Source organism: Pseudoalteromonas luteoviolacea CPMOR-1, assembly GCF_001625685.1.
GTDB lineage: Bacteria > Pseudomonadota > Gammaproteobacteria > Enterobacterales > Alteromonadaceae > Pseudoalteromonas > Pseudoalteromonas luteoviolacea_K.
The window spans coordinates 82,580-97,474 of sequence record NZ_AUYC01000046.1; the positions used below are offsets into that span (position 1 = coordinate 82,580).

The 14,895-nt window shown below is 41.0% G+C and carries 12 protein-coding genes; 1 reads left to right on the forward strand and 11 read right to left on the reverse strand.

Going from position 1 to position 14,895, the window contains the following annotated elements:
- Position 1 precedes the first annotated feature (1 nt).
- On the forward strand, positions 2–322 hold the full coding sequence (locus N473_RS19180) for a hypothetical protein (RefSeq protein WP_063369308.1): 321 nt from the start codon (positions 2–4) through the stop codon (positions 320–322).
- A 161-nt stretch (positions 323–483) separates the two neighbouring features.
- Here N473_RS19180 and asd read toward each other — a convergent pair whose 3' ends face one another.
- The 11 genes from asd to N473_RS19240 form a co-directional block, all read right to left on the reverse strand.
- Positions 484–1,593 (reverse strand): aspartate-semialdehyde dehydrogenase, encoded by a 1,110-nt coding sequence (asd, locus tag N473_RS19185; protein WP_063369309.1) that lies wholly within the window; start codon positions 1,591–1,593, stop codon positions 484–486.
- A 650-nt stretch (positions 1,594–2,243) separates the two neighbouring features.
- On the reverse strand, positions 2,244–4,958 hold the full coding sequence (locus N473_RS19195) for a TonB-dependent receptor plug domain-containing protein (protein WP_063369380.1): 2,715 nt from the start codon (positions 4,956–4,958) through the stop codon (positions 2,244–2,246).
- An 80-nt stretch (positions 4,959–5,038) separates the two neighbouring features.
- Positions 5,039–6,676, reverse strand: coding sequence for a hypothetical protein (locus N473_RS19200; RefSeq protein WP_063369311.1), 1,638 nt, complete (start codon positions 6,674–6,676; stop codon positions 5,039–5,041).
- Between the two features lie 174 nt (positions 6,677–6,850).
- Complete coding sequence (locus N473_RS19205) at positions 6,851–8,155, reverse strand: tetratricopeptide repeat protein (RefSeq protein ID WP_063369312.1); 1,305 nt, start codon at positions 8,153–8,155, stop codon at positions 6,851–6,853.
- A 20-nt stretch (positions 8,156–8,175) separates the two neighbouring features.
- Positions 8,176–8,781, reverse strand: a complete 606-nt coding sequence (locus tag N473_RS19210; protein WP_063369313.1) for an energy transducer TonB — start codon at positions 8,779–8,781, stop codon at positions 8,176–8,178.
- Between the two features lie 9 nt (positions 8,782–8,790).
- Entirely contained in the window at positions 8,791–9,201 is a 411-nt protein-coding gene (locus N473_RS19215) for an ExbD/TolR family protein (RefSeq protein ID WP_039610430.1), read from the reverse strand.
- Positions 9,202–9,219: 18 nt separating this feature from the next.
- A complete protein-coding gene (locus N473_RS19220) occupies positions 9,220–9,747 on the reverse strand; it encodes a MotA/TolQ/ExbB proton channel family protein (RefSeq protein ID WP_039610429.1) in 528 nt (175 codons plus the stop codon).
- A 2-nt stretch (positions 9,748–9,749) separates the two neighbouring features.
- Entirely contained in the window at positions 9,750–11,072 is a 1,323-nt protein-coding gene (locus N473_RS19225) for a MotA/TolQ/ExbB proton channel family protein (protein ID WP_419555162.1), read from the reverse strand.
- A 60-nt stretch (positions 11,073–11,132) separates the two neighbouring features.
- Positions 11,133–11,885 (reverse strand): DUF3450 domain-containing protein, encoded by a 753-nt coding sequence (locus N473_RS19230; RefSeq protein ID WP_063369315.1) that lies wholly within the window; start codon positions 11,883–11,885, stop codon positions 11,133–11,135.
- 186 nt (positions 11,886–12,071) lie between these two features.
- Positions 12,072–13,961, reverse strand: a complete 1,890-nt coding sequence (locus N473_RS19235; RefSeq protein ID WP_063369316.1) for a methyl-accepting chemotaxis protein — start codon at positions 13,959–13,961, stop codon at positions 12,072–12,074.
- A 177-nt stretch (positions 13,962–14,138) separates the two neighbouring features.
- Entirely contained in the window at positions 14,139–14,894 is a 756-nt protein-coding gene (locus N473_RS19240) for a basic secretory protein-like protein (protein WP_081221296.1), read from the reverse strand.
- Between the last annotated feature and the right edge of the window lies 1 nt (position 14,895).

A 14,895-nucleotide genomic window follows, 5' to 3' on the forward strand; every position in this document is an offset into this window, starting at 1 on the left:
TATGAGAACACTATTGTTGGCCAGTACACTTTTAGCAAGCATCATCAGCGTTAATGGCTCCGCAACTGAAGTGACAAAAAGCGCAGATGATGGATTGCTCAAGTACTCATACAACTTTGTGTATTTAAAGTGCGAGTCTGCATCTTGTAATGGTGCGATCACTCGTTGGTACAAAATAAGAGTATTTCATAAATTTATTGCTGATGTTCCTCCACATTCCGAGGTCAGAATTTATAGTAATGAAAATGTACTCGTAGGTAGATCTAGCGGAAAAGAATCGCCTATACAAAAGGTGCGGCATGCTCTGATGGATCAAACATGACTGCAAAATGGTTTTTAGATAGTTCTTTCAAGCCAATAACTGCGATAGCAACTGACTGTGATGGCATTGAACACACGTACAGTGTGTATCAGTTTAACTTTTAAAGTGGCATTATAAAGACAATAACGCCTAGCTTGGACATGCTAGGCGTTTGCATAGAATTAGCCTGTGATGATACGTAACATTCTACGAAGTGGCTCTGCAGCGCCCCATAACAATTGGTCACCAACAGTAAAGGCACTGATATATTTTTCACCCATAGAGAGTTTTCTGATCCTTCCTATCGGGATATGAAGCGATCCAGTCACCTTCACAGGTGTAAGCTCTTGTAAAGTGACCCCTCTTTCATTCGGAATCACTTTAACCCATTCATTATGTTCATCAAGAATACGTTCGATTTCACTCACTTCAATGTCTTCACGAAGCTTAATGGTTAACGCTTGTGAGTGACAGCGCATTGCGCCAATACGAACACAAAGGCCATCGACAGGAATAGGCTGCTTAATCGAACCTAAGATTTTGTTAGCCTCAACTTCAGCTTTCCACTCTTCTTTGCTTTGGCCTGATTCCATAGGCACATCTATCCAAGGGATTAAGCTCCCAGCAAGCGGCACACCGAATTGATCTGTCGGCAAGTTGTCATCTTTAAGTTTATCAGCAACAACTTTATCAATTTCCAAAATCGCAGAAGATGGGTTCTCAAGCTGCGAACTCACACTGTTATGAATTTCGCCCATTTGTGTGATTAGCTCTCTCATATTTCGTGCGCCAGCGCCAGAAGCAGCTTGGTATGTCATCGGGCTAACCCACTCAATAAGGTCTTTTTCAAACAGGCCACCAAGTGCTAATAACATCAAGGAGACTGTACAGTTACCCCCTACAAATGTTTTAACTCCCTGTTCTAGCCCTTGTTGGATCACATCGTTATTGACTGGATCTAGAACGATGATACTGTCGCTCGACATACGCAATGCCGATGCAGCGTCTATCCAGTAACCCTGCCAGCCAGCATCTCTCAAAGGCTGATAAACCTCTTTTGTATAATCACCACCTTGGCATGACACGATAATATCCATTTCTTTTAAAGAAGGTATGTCAAATGCATTGTTTAGCGGTTTGGCTGCCCCCGCAAAATCAGGGCCTAGTTGACCTGACTGTGAGGTGGTAAAAAAATGCGCATTAAGGTGAGCAAAGTCCCCTTCTTGTTGCATGCGCTCCATTAGTACTGAGCCAACCATGCCACGCCAGCCCACAAATCCTACATTATTCATTACATTACCCTTTATTTAATTAAAATTACTCATTGCGTGAGGGGTACGTCTAGACGTCTAACCTATCAAAATATAGCTATGAGCTCTAGTACTTTTTGGGGCAATTACGAAATTACTCATCTAGCGAAAAATCTCGCGTTAACCTTAGACAAACACAGTATTGAGATAGCAAGTTTTAAAACGGTGATTAGGCATAAAAAAACCCCGCAACGCGGGGTTTGGATACAACATGTAAAGGTTGCGTCCAAGCTTGATGCTGCGCATCAAACTAGAACTCTGTTTCGGTAAGATGTTTATTTAATGTTAACAAAATACCTGAATATGGTAAGGATATGCGATAACCTTTTTGTGTTAGCTATTATGAGTCAGGTTACTGCTATTTTCAAGTAAAAATCATTCTAAATATTGATCTAGATTATAAAAAAAATCCAAATCTAATATATGTTTACGCTTACGTAAATGTAATATTTCTCACGTGAAAGTTATTAAATTTTATAGACAATCTTAAACCTAAAAATAAAGACGATAAAAACCGGAATATATTTAGATGATTTTAAAATAATTATACTAAATAAAAACCATGATTATTTTAATAATGGCAAAAATAAAAAAAGACCACAAAAGTGGTCTTTTTTTTTCATTATGTTTTCTTAGAATTCAATTGCAAAATCTAAGCTAACTTGTTGCGCAGTTTCTTGAGAGCGAATAAGCGCACCGTTTTGTTCAACTTCAAAATCTTGGCCAAGCAAGTTCTTCACTTTGAACGTAACTGTCGTACTGAACGTTGGATAGTAACTATATACTACGTCTAAGGAGTTGATCGGTTGCTCATAGGCATCGTCAAAACCGTTTACACCTGCTGCTAGGATACGATCTCCAAATACGTTGTAAATGACAGAGCCTTGGTGATTACCATTATGTGAGTCGTAGTTCAGCTGCAAGTTTGCAACATACTTAGAGTGACCAGTCATACGGCGTTGAAGATTGGTTAAATCCCCTCTCGCACTTTCAAGTATTTCAACTTCTGAGTCACTTACGGTTAAGTTACCAGAAGTAAAGAATGCGCCGCCTAAGAAATCTGAAGACAATTCCACCAGCCATTCAGCCTCGAGTCCATAAACATATGCAGAATCAGCATTCTCGAACTCTAACGTAAAACGGCCATCACGCTCGTTTAGCTGAGCCTCGATCGGCTTGTCGATATCTTTATAGAATGCACCTACGGAGAAGTTGTCACCACTTTCAAAATAGAACTCGACACGCACATCAAAGTTATCTAAATGACTCGACTGTAAAGTCGGGTTACCAAGCGTTCTATAATCCGTCAAAGGATCTTGATATTGAACAGGTGTCAGTTCACGAAGGTCAGGACGAACAATCGTTTGGCCCCAACCAGCACGAATCTGATAGCTCGGTTGGCTATAAGTCATAGACAACGAACCAAACGTCTCATCTTCCATCACAGACGCTTCTTGAATTGCTTCAGCACTTAACTTGTCATTCAATAATTCGGCATCAAACACAGAGCGTGAGAAAGCCAACGCAACTTGTCTGAAGTCTTCATATCTTAAACCACCAGAAAAACGCCAGTCGTTTGCATACACATAGTCAAAGCTACCATAGTAAGCGTCGATTTTTTGTGCGGCAATATAATCATCTGCGGTTGGTTCCTGGAACAAGATCTCAATTTCAGTGTTATCAACTCGGCTATCGTCTTTAAAGATGCTGCCAATTCCTAATGCTTCATTTTTATTGGTGGCAAGAATAATGTTTTCATTCGGGCCAAAACGATACTTAAAGAAATCGGTTTTATATTCACGCGTTTTATCAACATAGTAAGCACCACCCTTTAGCTCAACTTCTGATGAGTCAAAGTAAAATGCTTTGGATAAGTTCCAACCAAAGTTCTCGACTTTATCTTCCATGTCAACAAAGCGGTATAAGAACGGATCGCCACCTAATGGACCACTGGTGTACGTATCTGTGTAAGCACCGTCTGTATAACGATCTCTGGCTGTGATCTCAAGTTCACTTGGGATGTCAGTAGTCGCAGTAGAGTCTGTATACTGCCAGTCGAAGCCGACACCTTTAATGAAGTCATACTCGATATTGTGCGTACCGCGGAATTGAATCACTTCCAATTCACGCTGCTCGAACGATGTTAGATTCTTGCGCTGGAGCTCACCACTTGCAATGCTTAATGACTTTGATGGCTCTTGATATAACGAAATTGACGCTTCGTCTTCAGTGTCTCTTAACATCATGTAAGATGCATTAACGTCGTGTCCATCGAGTTTATAACCGACGTTAAGAGAGCTGTTAAACTTTACGTTCTTTTTAGTCGATTCTTTATCTGTTCTGGCAGAGTAGCATTCTAAGTCAGACTTACCACAATCTTCAGGCTTCACATCAACAGATGATAAAACTGCTGAATATCCCTTGCTGTGGGACCATTCATGGTCATAAGCGGCAGAGAATAAGAAACCTAGCGAACCGCCAAAACCAAATACATCGTCAAATCTATCGCCATAAACAAGCTTGCCGCCAAAATCAGGATCTAGGCTCTTTTCAACCATACCAAAATCACGGTGCAAAGATTTAGTCAGTGATTTGTTGATTGCAATGGCTTCTGCTTGAGAGACCGCTTCACCGCGCTCTTTAGATTCAATATCGCGAATATTCAATACTGAAATATCTGAAATACCATTAATATACTTGTTCAGCGCAGCATTCATCGTGCTTGGCATTGCACGTAAACCGTCATCTTCACCTAACCAGTCATCATCACTACCGTTGTACACAAAGCCAGTGCTGTTTGTGTCTTTGTGTGTTAAACCGATTTCCAGCTTGATCACACGGTCGTTAGGAATGCTCTTAGTACGGATGTTTACATCACCACCACCAAACGCAGCTGGCATATTCGGAGAATATGCTTTTTGAACGGCTAAAGACTCAATGATACTAGACGGGAAAATATCCAAAGGGATGACATTTCGAGTTAGATCAGGGCTCGGAACTTGAGCACCATTTAGGCGAACACTGGAGTAACGCTCACCAAGACCACGCACATAAATAAATTTATCGTTTACGAGACTCAAACCTGTCACACGGCGAAGTGCAGATGCTGCGTCGCTATCACCAGTACGTGAAATCTGCTCTGCCCCCATGATATCAGCAACAAAGGCTTGATTCTTACGCTCTTCAATGACAGCACTCGCACTGCCTTTTAAGCGGCTTCCTACCGCGACAACTTCTTCAATTTCTTGTGCTGTCTCTTGTGCCAAAACCTGTGTTGACAAAGGACTTAAAAGAGAAAGCAAAGAAATCGTTATCAAATTTGTTTTAAACACTTTGATTGGTTTCATTTGTAATTCCTCTAAACCAAAATTTCGATTCACAAAGGGCGCATTAAAGCGCCCTTCCAATTTTTCTTTTATGGCTTAGATTATTTTGTACGAGCGATTGACTGTGCTACGAATTTTGCCCAGTTTGTGTCTGTTTCGTCTTCACCTAATGCACCAACATACGTTACGTCAGTAAAGAATGAATTCTCGTCGCTAAGCTTTGATGACTCAACGCTTACATTGTTACCATCTTTATCTTTGATAGTACCGTTAGTAGTCGCTAAATCTGCACCAAGTACATTTTCAAATGCGCTGAAACCAACTAATTGGTTACCATCATTTGTAAACCACTGAGCGATATCAAAACCTGCTAGGTCACCGTCTAAAGTAATATTTTCAGGTTCAAAGTTGTTTGCACAAGCAAAGATAGAGTTGTGGAACTTGATGTCACCAGCAATTGCATTTGCGTGAACGCCTACTGGGCCTGAACCTTCGTTTTTGTCATATAGGTCAAAACATGCTGCGCCGTCTTCAGTGCCTTTACTTACAAAAAGCATGTTATGAAGTTGAGCTTTACCCCACTCTTTCATTTCCATACCAGCACCGTGACCACGTGGACCTTTAACTCCATTGCTCACTACTGTTGCGTTAGCAATTGTTGGATTAGAAACCGTTGTTGCTCTGTCTGCGCCAGCATCAGTTGTCGGGTCTTTTTTACCACCGTCTGTTTCGAAACCGTGGTTACCTTGGTTTAGTGTTTGAACTAGGATGAACTGGCCATTACCTTTCCAACCTGTATCCCAGTCAATGCCGTCATCCGCAGTGTCTGTTACAACGATGTGCTTGATGTTAACTTGACCACCAAATAATTCGATACCGTCATCATAACCTTGGTGAATATGAATGTATTCAACCTTAGTGCCTGAACCAACTGCGTTTAAAGTAATTGAGTTAAGCTCGTCACCTTCTACACCGTTACCTGCATACTTAACAACAACGTGCTCTAGTGAACCACTGTTGTCAGCATCATTGTTACCACCGTAGTAAGACACAACGCCTTCAGCAGCTACGTTACACATACCTGATTCAGCTTCAGTTTTAGTACACTCAACGGTTGTCGCTAAACCATTAATTTGGATACCACCCCAGTCCTGCATCGCTGGTACTGTTTCTGCATCACCGTCTACTTCTTTAATTGAAGTGAAAGTGATTGGGTTGCCAAGTTCACCAACAGCGTGGATTTTAGAACCACGACCAATACGTACAAAGTTCTCAGCTTTTGTGAATGCAATGGTTGCACCTGCTTCGATAGTTAAAGTAGGGCCGTCAAGGTCGATTGAACCACCTTTTGATGTATCAACATCATCACCGATGAATAATGCACCTTCAAAAACGTGTGCGCCGCCGTCTGGTAATGCTTCTAGTAAGAATGAAGAAGAGATGCTTTTTGCATTACTTGCGAACGCTTGGCTATATTTACAATGGATACCGTCTTGGTCACCTTTAAACGTCGTGCCGTCCATTGTGTAGCTTGCACATGGCAATTCTACAACTTTGTCGCCACCATTATCGTCACCACCGTCATTACCTGTATCTGGAACAACGACCGGGTTTTCAACTGAGTTGTCTACATGATTGTCGTTATTTGTAGGAGTGATATTGATGTCGCCGCCACCGCAACCAGCTAGTACAAGAGCAGAAGAAATTAAGCTTACTTTAAATAAACCAGAAAGGTTCATATTGGTCTCCAAAGATATAATTGTTATAACCGTATTTATTTAATGGAGAAAGAATAGATTTACCGTGTTACAAATGAGTGACAGTTTTTATAAGTTAAAATGACAAAATATAATAAATTTAAAATAAAAAAGCCGCCCGAAGGCAGCTTTGGTGTTGCGAATTATTATTATAATTTACATTAACGCTTCTTTTAAGCTTTGCTTATGAAGCTTTTCATTTTTTACATATTTAATCCATTGACGAGCTAACTGCGCTGATTTTTTATGCTTTTCAGCTTGTTCAAATGCCAGTATAGATGCATCATAATTTTCTAAATTATACTGCGCCATACCAAGTGCAACATATGCATTTGACTCAAAAGTAAGGCCACCTTTTTCTAACGCAGCCCTTGCCGCATCAGCCGCTTCATCAAAGTTCTCAAGGTTAATGTATACTTCAGCCAAGCGCTGTTGATACTGCCCATGTGACGATAGTTTATCAGCAGCTTCAAAAAACTCGATTGATTTTTTCTCATCGCGCGCTTGTACATAAGCTTCAGCAATAAAAGATAAGTTTTTTTCGGTATTGTCAATTACCTTATTCTTTATACCTTCTTGCAAAGCTTGTGCAGCTTTAAACGGCAAACCATTGTATAAATAAACTTGTGAAAGCTGTAATACTTCAGATTTGGTCTTTATAAACCCACGCTGTTTCGCAGTTTCTAAAATAGCAAGTTGCTTTTTCTCAGCGCCAATCTCACCATACATTCCACCTAGCTGGATCCAATACTGCGGCTTATCAAACAGCTTAACCATTTTCTCCAATGTATTAACGACATCTGAAGGCTGATTTAACGAGTAATATAAAGCACGCTGAAGTACTAACCAGTTCTCTTTTGGTACTTCATTTTTAGACTCGACTAATGAAATTGCTGTATTGATACTTGCTAGTGCAGCTTGATACTGTTTATTCTGATAAAGCGCCTGAGCTTTTAACGTATAGTAATTGGTTTTAATCGGTTGGGTATTTAAAGTTTTCCAATCCTCCAAATATGCAACTGTTTTACCATAATCGCCATTAGCCATAGCAAGCTGCGCTAAACTAAAGGTCGTCGACAACTTTAAAGACTCTGGAATAGCCTCTTCGGCAACCACTTTCTCAAAAGACGCAATTGCTTTGTCTAATTGGTTTTCGTTGTAGTAAATAAACCCATAAAAGTTATGCATCATCGCAACTTCATAGGAGTTCATGCTAGAAGCACGCCCTTTTATCGAGTCTAAAACTTCGAGACCTTCTTGTACATTGCCATCGTCAGCAAGCTTTTGGGCTCTCGCTAACTGGCTATACACCTTTTCCCTCAAAGCTGGCACACGCTTTGTTTTGGTCGCAGCATACGCACTAGATAGTGAAACTTCTGGTACCAAAGAGACCATACTGATAGAAGCATTTATGGCTAACGTCGTGGCACTAAGAACCAGTATATTTTTGATTAATTTCATAATACAAACTCCTAACTTCACTAACCATTAATTTGGAAGGTGATCTTATTTTGTACACCAGCCACTTCAACAGCCTCACCATTTACAACGCGCGGCTTATACTTGAACTTTAATGCGGCATCCATTGCAGCACGATTAAAGATATTTTCTGGCTCAGCTTGCACAACCACAGGGTCTCGCACTGTGCCCTGTTTAGTGACAATAAACTCAACGATCACAAAACCTTCAATTCCCCGTGAAAGTGCGCGTCTTGGATAAACTGGCGCAACTTTTACAATCGGTAGGTACTCTCCATCACTGGACTCAAGTGCCAAACCGCCCGCCAAGTCTACATCCGCATCAACGTTTGCTGAAAAATCAAAATTCGCACCGGCAGCATCAAGATTATTTGCCTGCATTTGCGGCGCATCCATTGGCGGTGGCGGTTCTTTAGGCGTTGGTGGCTTTTCAGGCTTGCGCTCTTTCTTCTCTACTGTTTCTTCTTTTTTCAACCTGACAAAGTCAAGCACATTACCCTTAACAGGTTCTGTTGCAGTCCCTTGACCTCCTGTGATCAGAGCCTGCATACCAAGAAACAAGAAGAAAGTGACGACGCCTGCAACTAATAATGCAATTATGTAACGCATCGTGTGCCCTTAAGATTCTTGTGCAGCGATAGACACATCGAACGCACCTGCTGCTCGTGATGCATCCATGACTTTAATTAAAATTTCAGTCGTCGCTTTTTTATCTGCTTGAATAACGACACTGCCTTGTGGATTTTCTGCCTTTAAACGCTCGATATTTGCTTGCACAGCACGAATATCAATTTGACGTTTATTAATCCAAATTTCACCTTTATCAGATATCGCGACCAATATGTTGGCACGTTGTTTTTTCACAGCTGTTGCCGCTTCTGGGCGGTTAACATCTATACCTGCTTCTTTGACGAATGAAGCGGTTACAATGAAGAAGATAAGCATGATAAATACAACGTCTAACATGGGAGTCATGTTAATTTCTTCGGTTTCTTCTTCTTGGAAAACTTTTGCTAGAGGAGCTCTCATTTTAATACCTCAAATTCTTTAATGATCTAACAGCAATTTATCTTCTAAAAGCTCAACTTCACGTTTTGCTTTACGCTGTAAATAAGTAGAAGCGAATACACCTGACAGTGCCGCTACCATTCCAGCCATTGTCGGTATGGTGGCTTTTGATACACCTGCTGCCATCGAGCGCGCGCTACCAGAGCCAGTAATTGCCATTACGTTAAATACTTCAATCATGCCAGTAACCGTACCGAGTAGCCCGAGTAAAGGACATAGTGCAACCATGACATTAATAAAAGCCAAATTACTATTCAGTTCAATTCCTGCTTTGGATATCATGCCTTGGCGAATTTGCTCTGCATTCCAGCTATTTCGCTCAGATCTGTTTTGCCAAGTTTCTACCGTCTGCTTTTTATAGCTTCTGTACTTACCAAAAAAGTACATAAAGCGCTCCAGGATAAGTAGCCACATTGCAAAGGTGACTACTGCGATGACCAGGAGTACCTGGCCACCCGTATCAAGGAACTCTTGTAGTGCGGTAATAGCATCTACTAGTAGCACCATGATTACGCTCCTTTTTCACTTCGCTCTGCAATAATGCCTGCACTTTGCTCTTGAAGAATAAGAAGCAGGTTACGTGAACGTGTATTCAATACGGTGTATAAGAATACCGTCGGAATTGCGACGACAAGACCTAGTACCGTAGTTACAAGTGCTGTCGAGATACCACCAGCCATGAGTTTAGGGTCACCTGTGCCAAACAAAGTAATGGCTTGGAAGGTATTGATCATACCGGTCACTGTCCCTAATAGACCAAGTAAAGGCGCGACCACTGAGATGATTTTAATTAACGTTAAGTTACGTGTAATTTTTGGCATTTCGCGTAATATGGCTTCGCTTAACTTCAGCTCTAATGTGTCATACGCCACATCTGGATATTGCTCTTTGACTTTCATGACACGACCAAGTGGGTTGTCATCTCTAGCTACATCTGATTTAAGCTGACGCTTAATTTTGGCACCTATCAACATAAGTGATACGAAGCGCTCAAGTGCAATTAATAAAGCCAGTGCACCAACGGCAAGGATGACATAACCTACAACACCACCTTGCTCCACCTGCTCTTTCCTATTTGGCGCTTGAACCAATAAGCCCAAGATTGAACCACCTGTTGGATCCAGTGCAAAGTCAACATTACCTGCGCTTGCCCCTTGCAAGTCAGCCGCACTTTGTTGGAAGCGTGATACAGGCTGTCTAGTCAACTCTGAGATTGTGTTTGTTTCAGGGTTGAAAGTCAGGTATTTGCCATCTGCAATTAAGTTAAATGCACCGACACGCATCACCTCTTTGTTTACCTTTTCACCGCCAGCGACAATCACATCCGTGCTGTAGCGAGTGACTTTACCCTGCTCTGTCATTTCACGCTGTAGTTCAAACCACACCTTTTCGATATCTTCAATCGAAGCGAGTTTTGATGTAGAGCCCATCTTCTTAGCCATGTCGTCCATCAATTCAGTTCGATTTTGAATTTCGGCGGAGACGACTGATGTTCTGAATTTAGAACTTGCATCACCCGATGCTTGCTGAAGCACCCCAAACAACTCTTTTAAAGAGCCCATGCGCTTTGAAAGCGTGTCACTTAGGTTACCCAATTTAATTTCGTTTTCTTCGAACTGAGTTTCCATTTGCTCAGAGCGATTCAACTGATTGTTTCGCTCAGATACAAGTGCATTTAGCATTTTTACTTGCTGATCTTCACGCGATCTAAACTCAGCTTCTCGCTGTTTATTTTGCTGAGTTTGCGCAGCTTGACCAGATTCAAGTGTTTTCAATAACGCGTCTAAATCCATTGCTTCATTATTTGCAAATGCTGACGCACTCAATGCCATAGAAGATACAAGTAATGCTTTACGGCTAAATGATTTTAAAAAGCTCATTAGTTATACCTCTTATTGAGCTGCTTGAACTGGCAGGGTTAACATGTCTGGGGCAAGTTGCTTACGCGCAATGCGAACACCCTTATTAATTTGGCTAATATTGGTATTAGGCAGAGCGACAAATTGCTTAGATTCTTTGTTCCAACTACCTGCTTTTGCTGCATCTTTCGTCACATACAGAAGCTCTAAACGACCAATTCTCAGCATGTCTACTTCACGCTCTTGCCCATCAATCGTTATCAGTGTTGAATACGCTTCAATGGTGCGGCCGTATTCGACTTCAACCTGATAAGCCTCTAATACACGGCGGAATTTTTCACTCGATGTGATGTCGGCTCTATCCATCAAAGCTTTAAGAGAAGCGATACGATTGGCACGCTCTTCTGGTAGGAAAGGTACATCTAAAGCCACGAATTGCTCGAGGCCAGCAATCATTCGTAACATCAATGGCGTGATCTGACGCTCTATAACAGACACTTGGTCCATCGACGCATTAATTGCAGCCATTTCTTCTAATTGGTTATTAATTTGCTTATCTAATTGGCTGTTGTATACAACAAGGCCTTCTATTTCCTTATTCAGCGTTCTAAATTGCTGCAGACGAGACTGCATATTATCTGAAATCGCATCGATTTTATTTTGAGAAGTTAGCGCTGATTTATTAATGGCAGAGCTAGAGTCTATTACTTGATTGAGATCGTTTGCCTGCGCACTGCTTGCTACTGCAAACGCGCCCGCTAAAAGCAATTGGTTAACGCACTTCATCTCACACACCTTTTATAATATTTGCTTATTCCAATTTTGAAGTGTGTGCAGTTTAAATACGAAAAATGACAACCGTGTTGCGCAATTAATACATTACTGTGACAGATGTAATATAAGTTTAAAGAAGGGATTTATACTAATAAATTCAATATTAAAAAGGGCCGCATTAATGCAGCCCTTTAATTGTTACACTTTAAATTTATTCATCATGTGTTCTAATTCATCAAATTGCAATTTTAGCGTTTTGCATTCATCCAGCGTTTGCTGCAAGCTTGCACTCCCCTGAACACATAAATCGCTAATGCCATGAATGTCCCCATCAAGGGATTGGATCACAGTATTTTGCTCTTGAGTTGCGTTTGCCACGGCATGGTTCATGCCATCAATGGACTCAATCGCATGGGAGACTTCTTGCATTTTGGTACCCGCAGACTGTGCCTGCTCAGCGCTGGCACTTGAATCCTCAATACTCAGTTTCATGACAGCAACCGCAGAGGCAGAACCTTGCTGCAATTCACCAATGGTATTTTCAATCTCTTGCGTCGACTCCTGAGTACGCTGAGCAAGTTGTCTAACCTCATCTGCAACAACCGCAAAGCCACGGCCCGCCTCCCCGGCACGTGCAGCTTCTATCGCCGCATTCAATGCAAGTAAGTTAGTCTGCTCACTGACCCCTTTAATTACTTCTAATACTTGGCCGATACTTGCGGTCAATCTATCAAGTCCATCAATGGTCGATTGTGCTTCTTGCATTTTAGAACTCAAAGCTCCAATTTCTTCAATATTAGAATTGAGTGCAGATTGGCTTTGATCAGATAAATTATTGGCCCCCGTTGCTAATTCCGATGCGTGTTTAGCATTATTTGAAATCTCAATCGCACTTGAAGACAGTTCATTGATTGCGGTTGCGACATTGTCTGTACGCTTAGTTTGCTCAGTATAAATATCTAACGCTTCTTGCGTTTGCTTTTGCAGCCCTTCCATGACACTTTCAAGTGCATCCGTCGTGCTTTTTACTTTAGAAATACTTTGATGTATTTTCTCGACAAATAAATTAAAGTAATTAGACAACTCCCCGAATTCGTCATTATTTTCAACAACCAGGCGTCTGGTTAAATCACCTTCACCTTGTGCAATGTCTTTGATCGCTTCGTTTAGGTGTGTCATAGGCCTCATCAAATACTTCAATAGCAGCTGCATCATCACAACAATGACGACAACACCTAATAACATATAAACCAAGGCCATATTTCTAAACGAAGAAATAGACGAATATGCTATCTCTTTATCAATCACGACGCCTAGGTACCAATCTACATTTTTAATGCCGTGCATTTTGACAAAAGAGACCAGCTTTTCTTTGCCGTCTATCTCAAGTTCAACAAATTCCTGTTGCAAATTAAGTTGCTGGCCAAATAACTGACGCATATCTTTGTCATTCATCTGTGTATTTGGATGACTTAATATACGCCCCTCACCATCGAGCAAAAACCCATAACCAAAGCCAAGGAAATCTATTTCATTGATGATTTCTGTGATAGTGGCCATATCGATGTCACCACCGGCAGCGCCAGACAAAACACCGTTACTGTATACAGGTACTACGGCTGTGATGGTCAGCTCATTGGTTGTTGCATCTGTATAGGGTGTAGTAAAGGCCGTGTCACGCTTTTGCACCGCAAGTTGATACCATGGGCGTGTTGTGGCATCAAAATCGCTTGGTAAGACAATAGACGCATCATTTAACACAAATTGACCATCCGGGGTGCCTATAAAGGTATTTTTGAAATGACCTGCAGCAGCAGCTGTTTGCAATCTTCGACGCACATCGTCATTGCTGTCAGACTTTAAATGACCTTGTGCAACCGACTGAACGATGTCTAAACGGTCATTTAGCCAGTTAGCAATATTTTGTGACACTGATTGAGAAATTTCTTGTAACACAAGTGTTAACTGGTCTTGAGTCTGAGAGCGCATCAAGACAAAGTTATTCACTGTAAAGAGACTTAAAACGATAACAAGTACGACCGAAGCCGCAAGTGTAATTTTGGTGGTAAATTTAAAGGCGCTAAACATGCAGATCCTGTTGTTGTTCTTATCTACTACTAAGTAGGTTGTATCAAATCTTTACGGGTTTGTCCCCCTGTTATCGGCAGTTTTTATCTTTATATTATAAATTTATTGAATTATTTTTAATTGGCAATAAAAAAGGCAAGTTTTACTTGCCTTTGATATAGTAAAAAAGAACTAAAATTAGAGTTTACTTTGATAATGTGACCAAGCTGTATCGAGGTTTATTTCCATCTCAGAGGAAAAGCTTTTCCAGCTCCACTTTTTGTTATCAGAAGGATCTAATTGGGCGTTTAGCTCTACCAACAAGTTCGGGTGATGATTTTCTTCTAACCAATGCAAGAAAAACGCGGTGGTTTTATACCCAGTGTCATAATTGCCACCCGCTTTACGATGTTCAAAATCAACATAACCACCTTTCATTCTTACAACATCGGCGATCCCTTCAATAATCGGACCAATTTCTTTGTAATTATGATCATCCAGTTGATACGCATGGGCAATCTCATGATAAAGCACACCGATTAACTCATCATAAAGCGCTTGTGCACTGTGGCTTTGTGCATATTTATTAAGGTATTGAGCACTAATATGAATTTTTGCACCATTGAAGTCGCCTTCTTTGTATGCAACGCCATTCATATCTTCAATGATGATTTCTAATAACGGTAGCTCCGGTGCACGTTGTTTATCACTATACAAAATGCGTGCAACGTTATAAGAAATTTGCTTTATCAAATTCACATTAACATGTTGCCAAACCGGCACTGTGTCTTTGCTGAAATTACGAATTTGCACATTAGGTAAAGCAAACTGCTGCCAAGCGATATCGGCTTGAAACTGGACTGGTTTAATGTCTGTATTAATATTTTCTAACGCTGATGCGCTGTGGGCCGTAAGGCCCGCAGCTACTGCAAGCGAAAAGATTGCAGTTTTCATT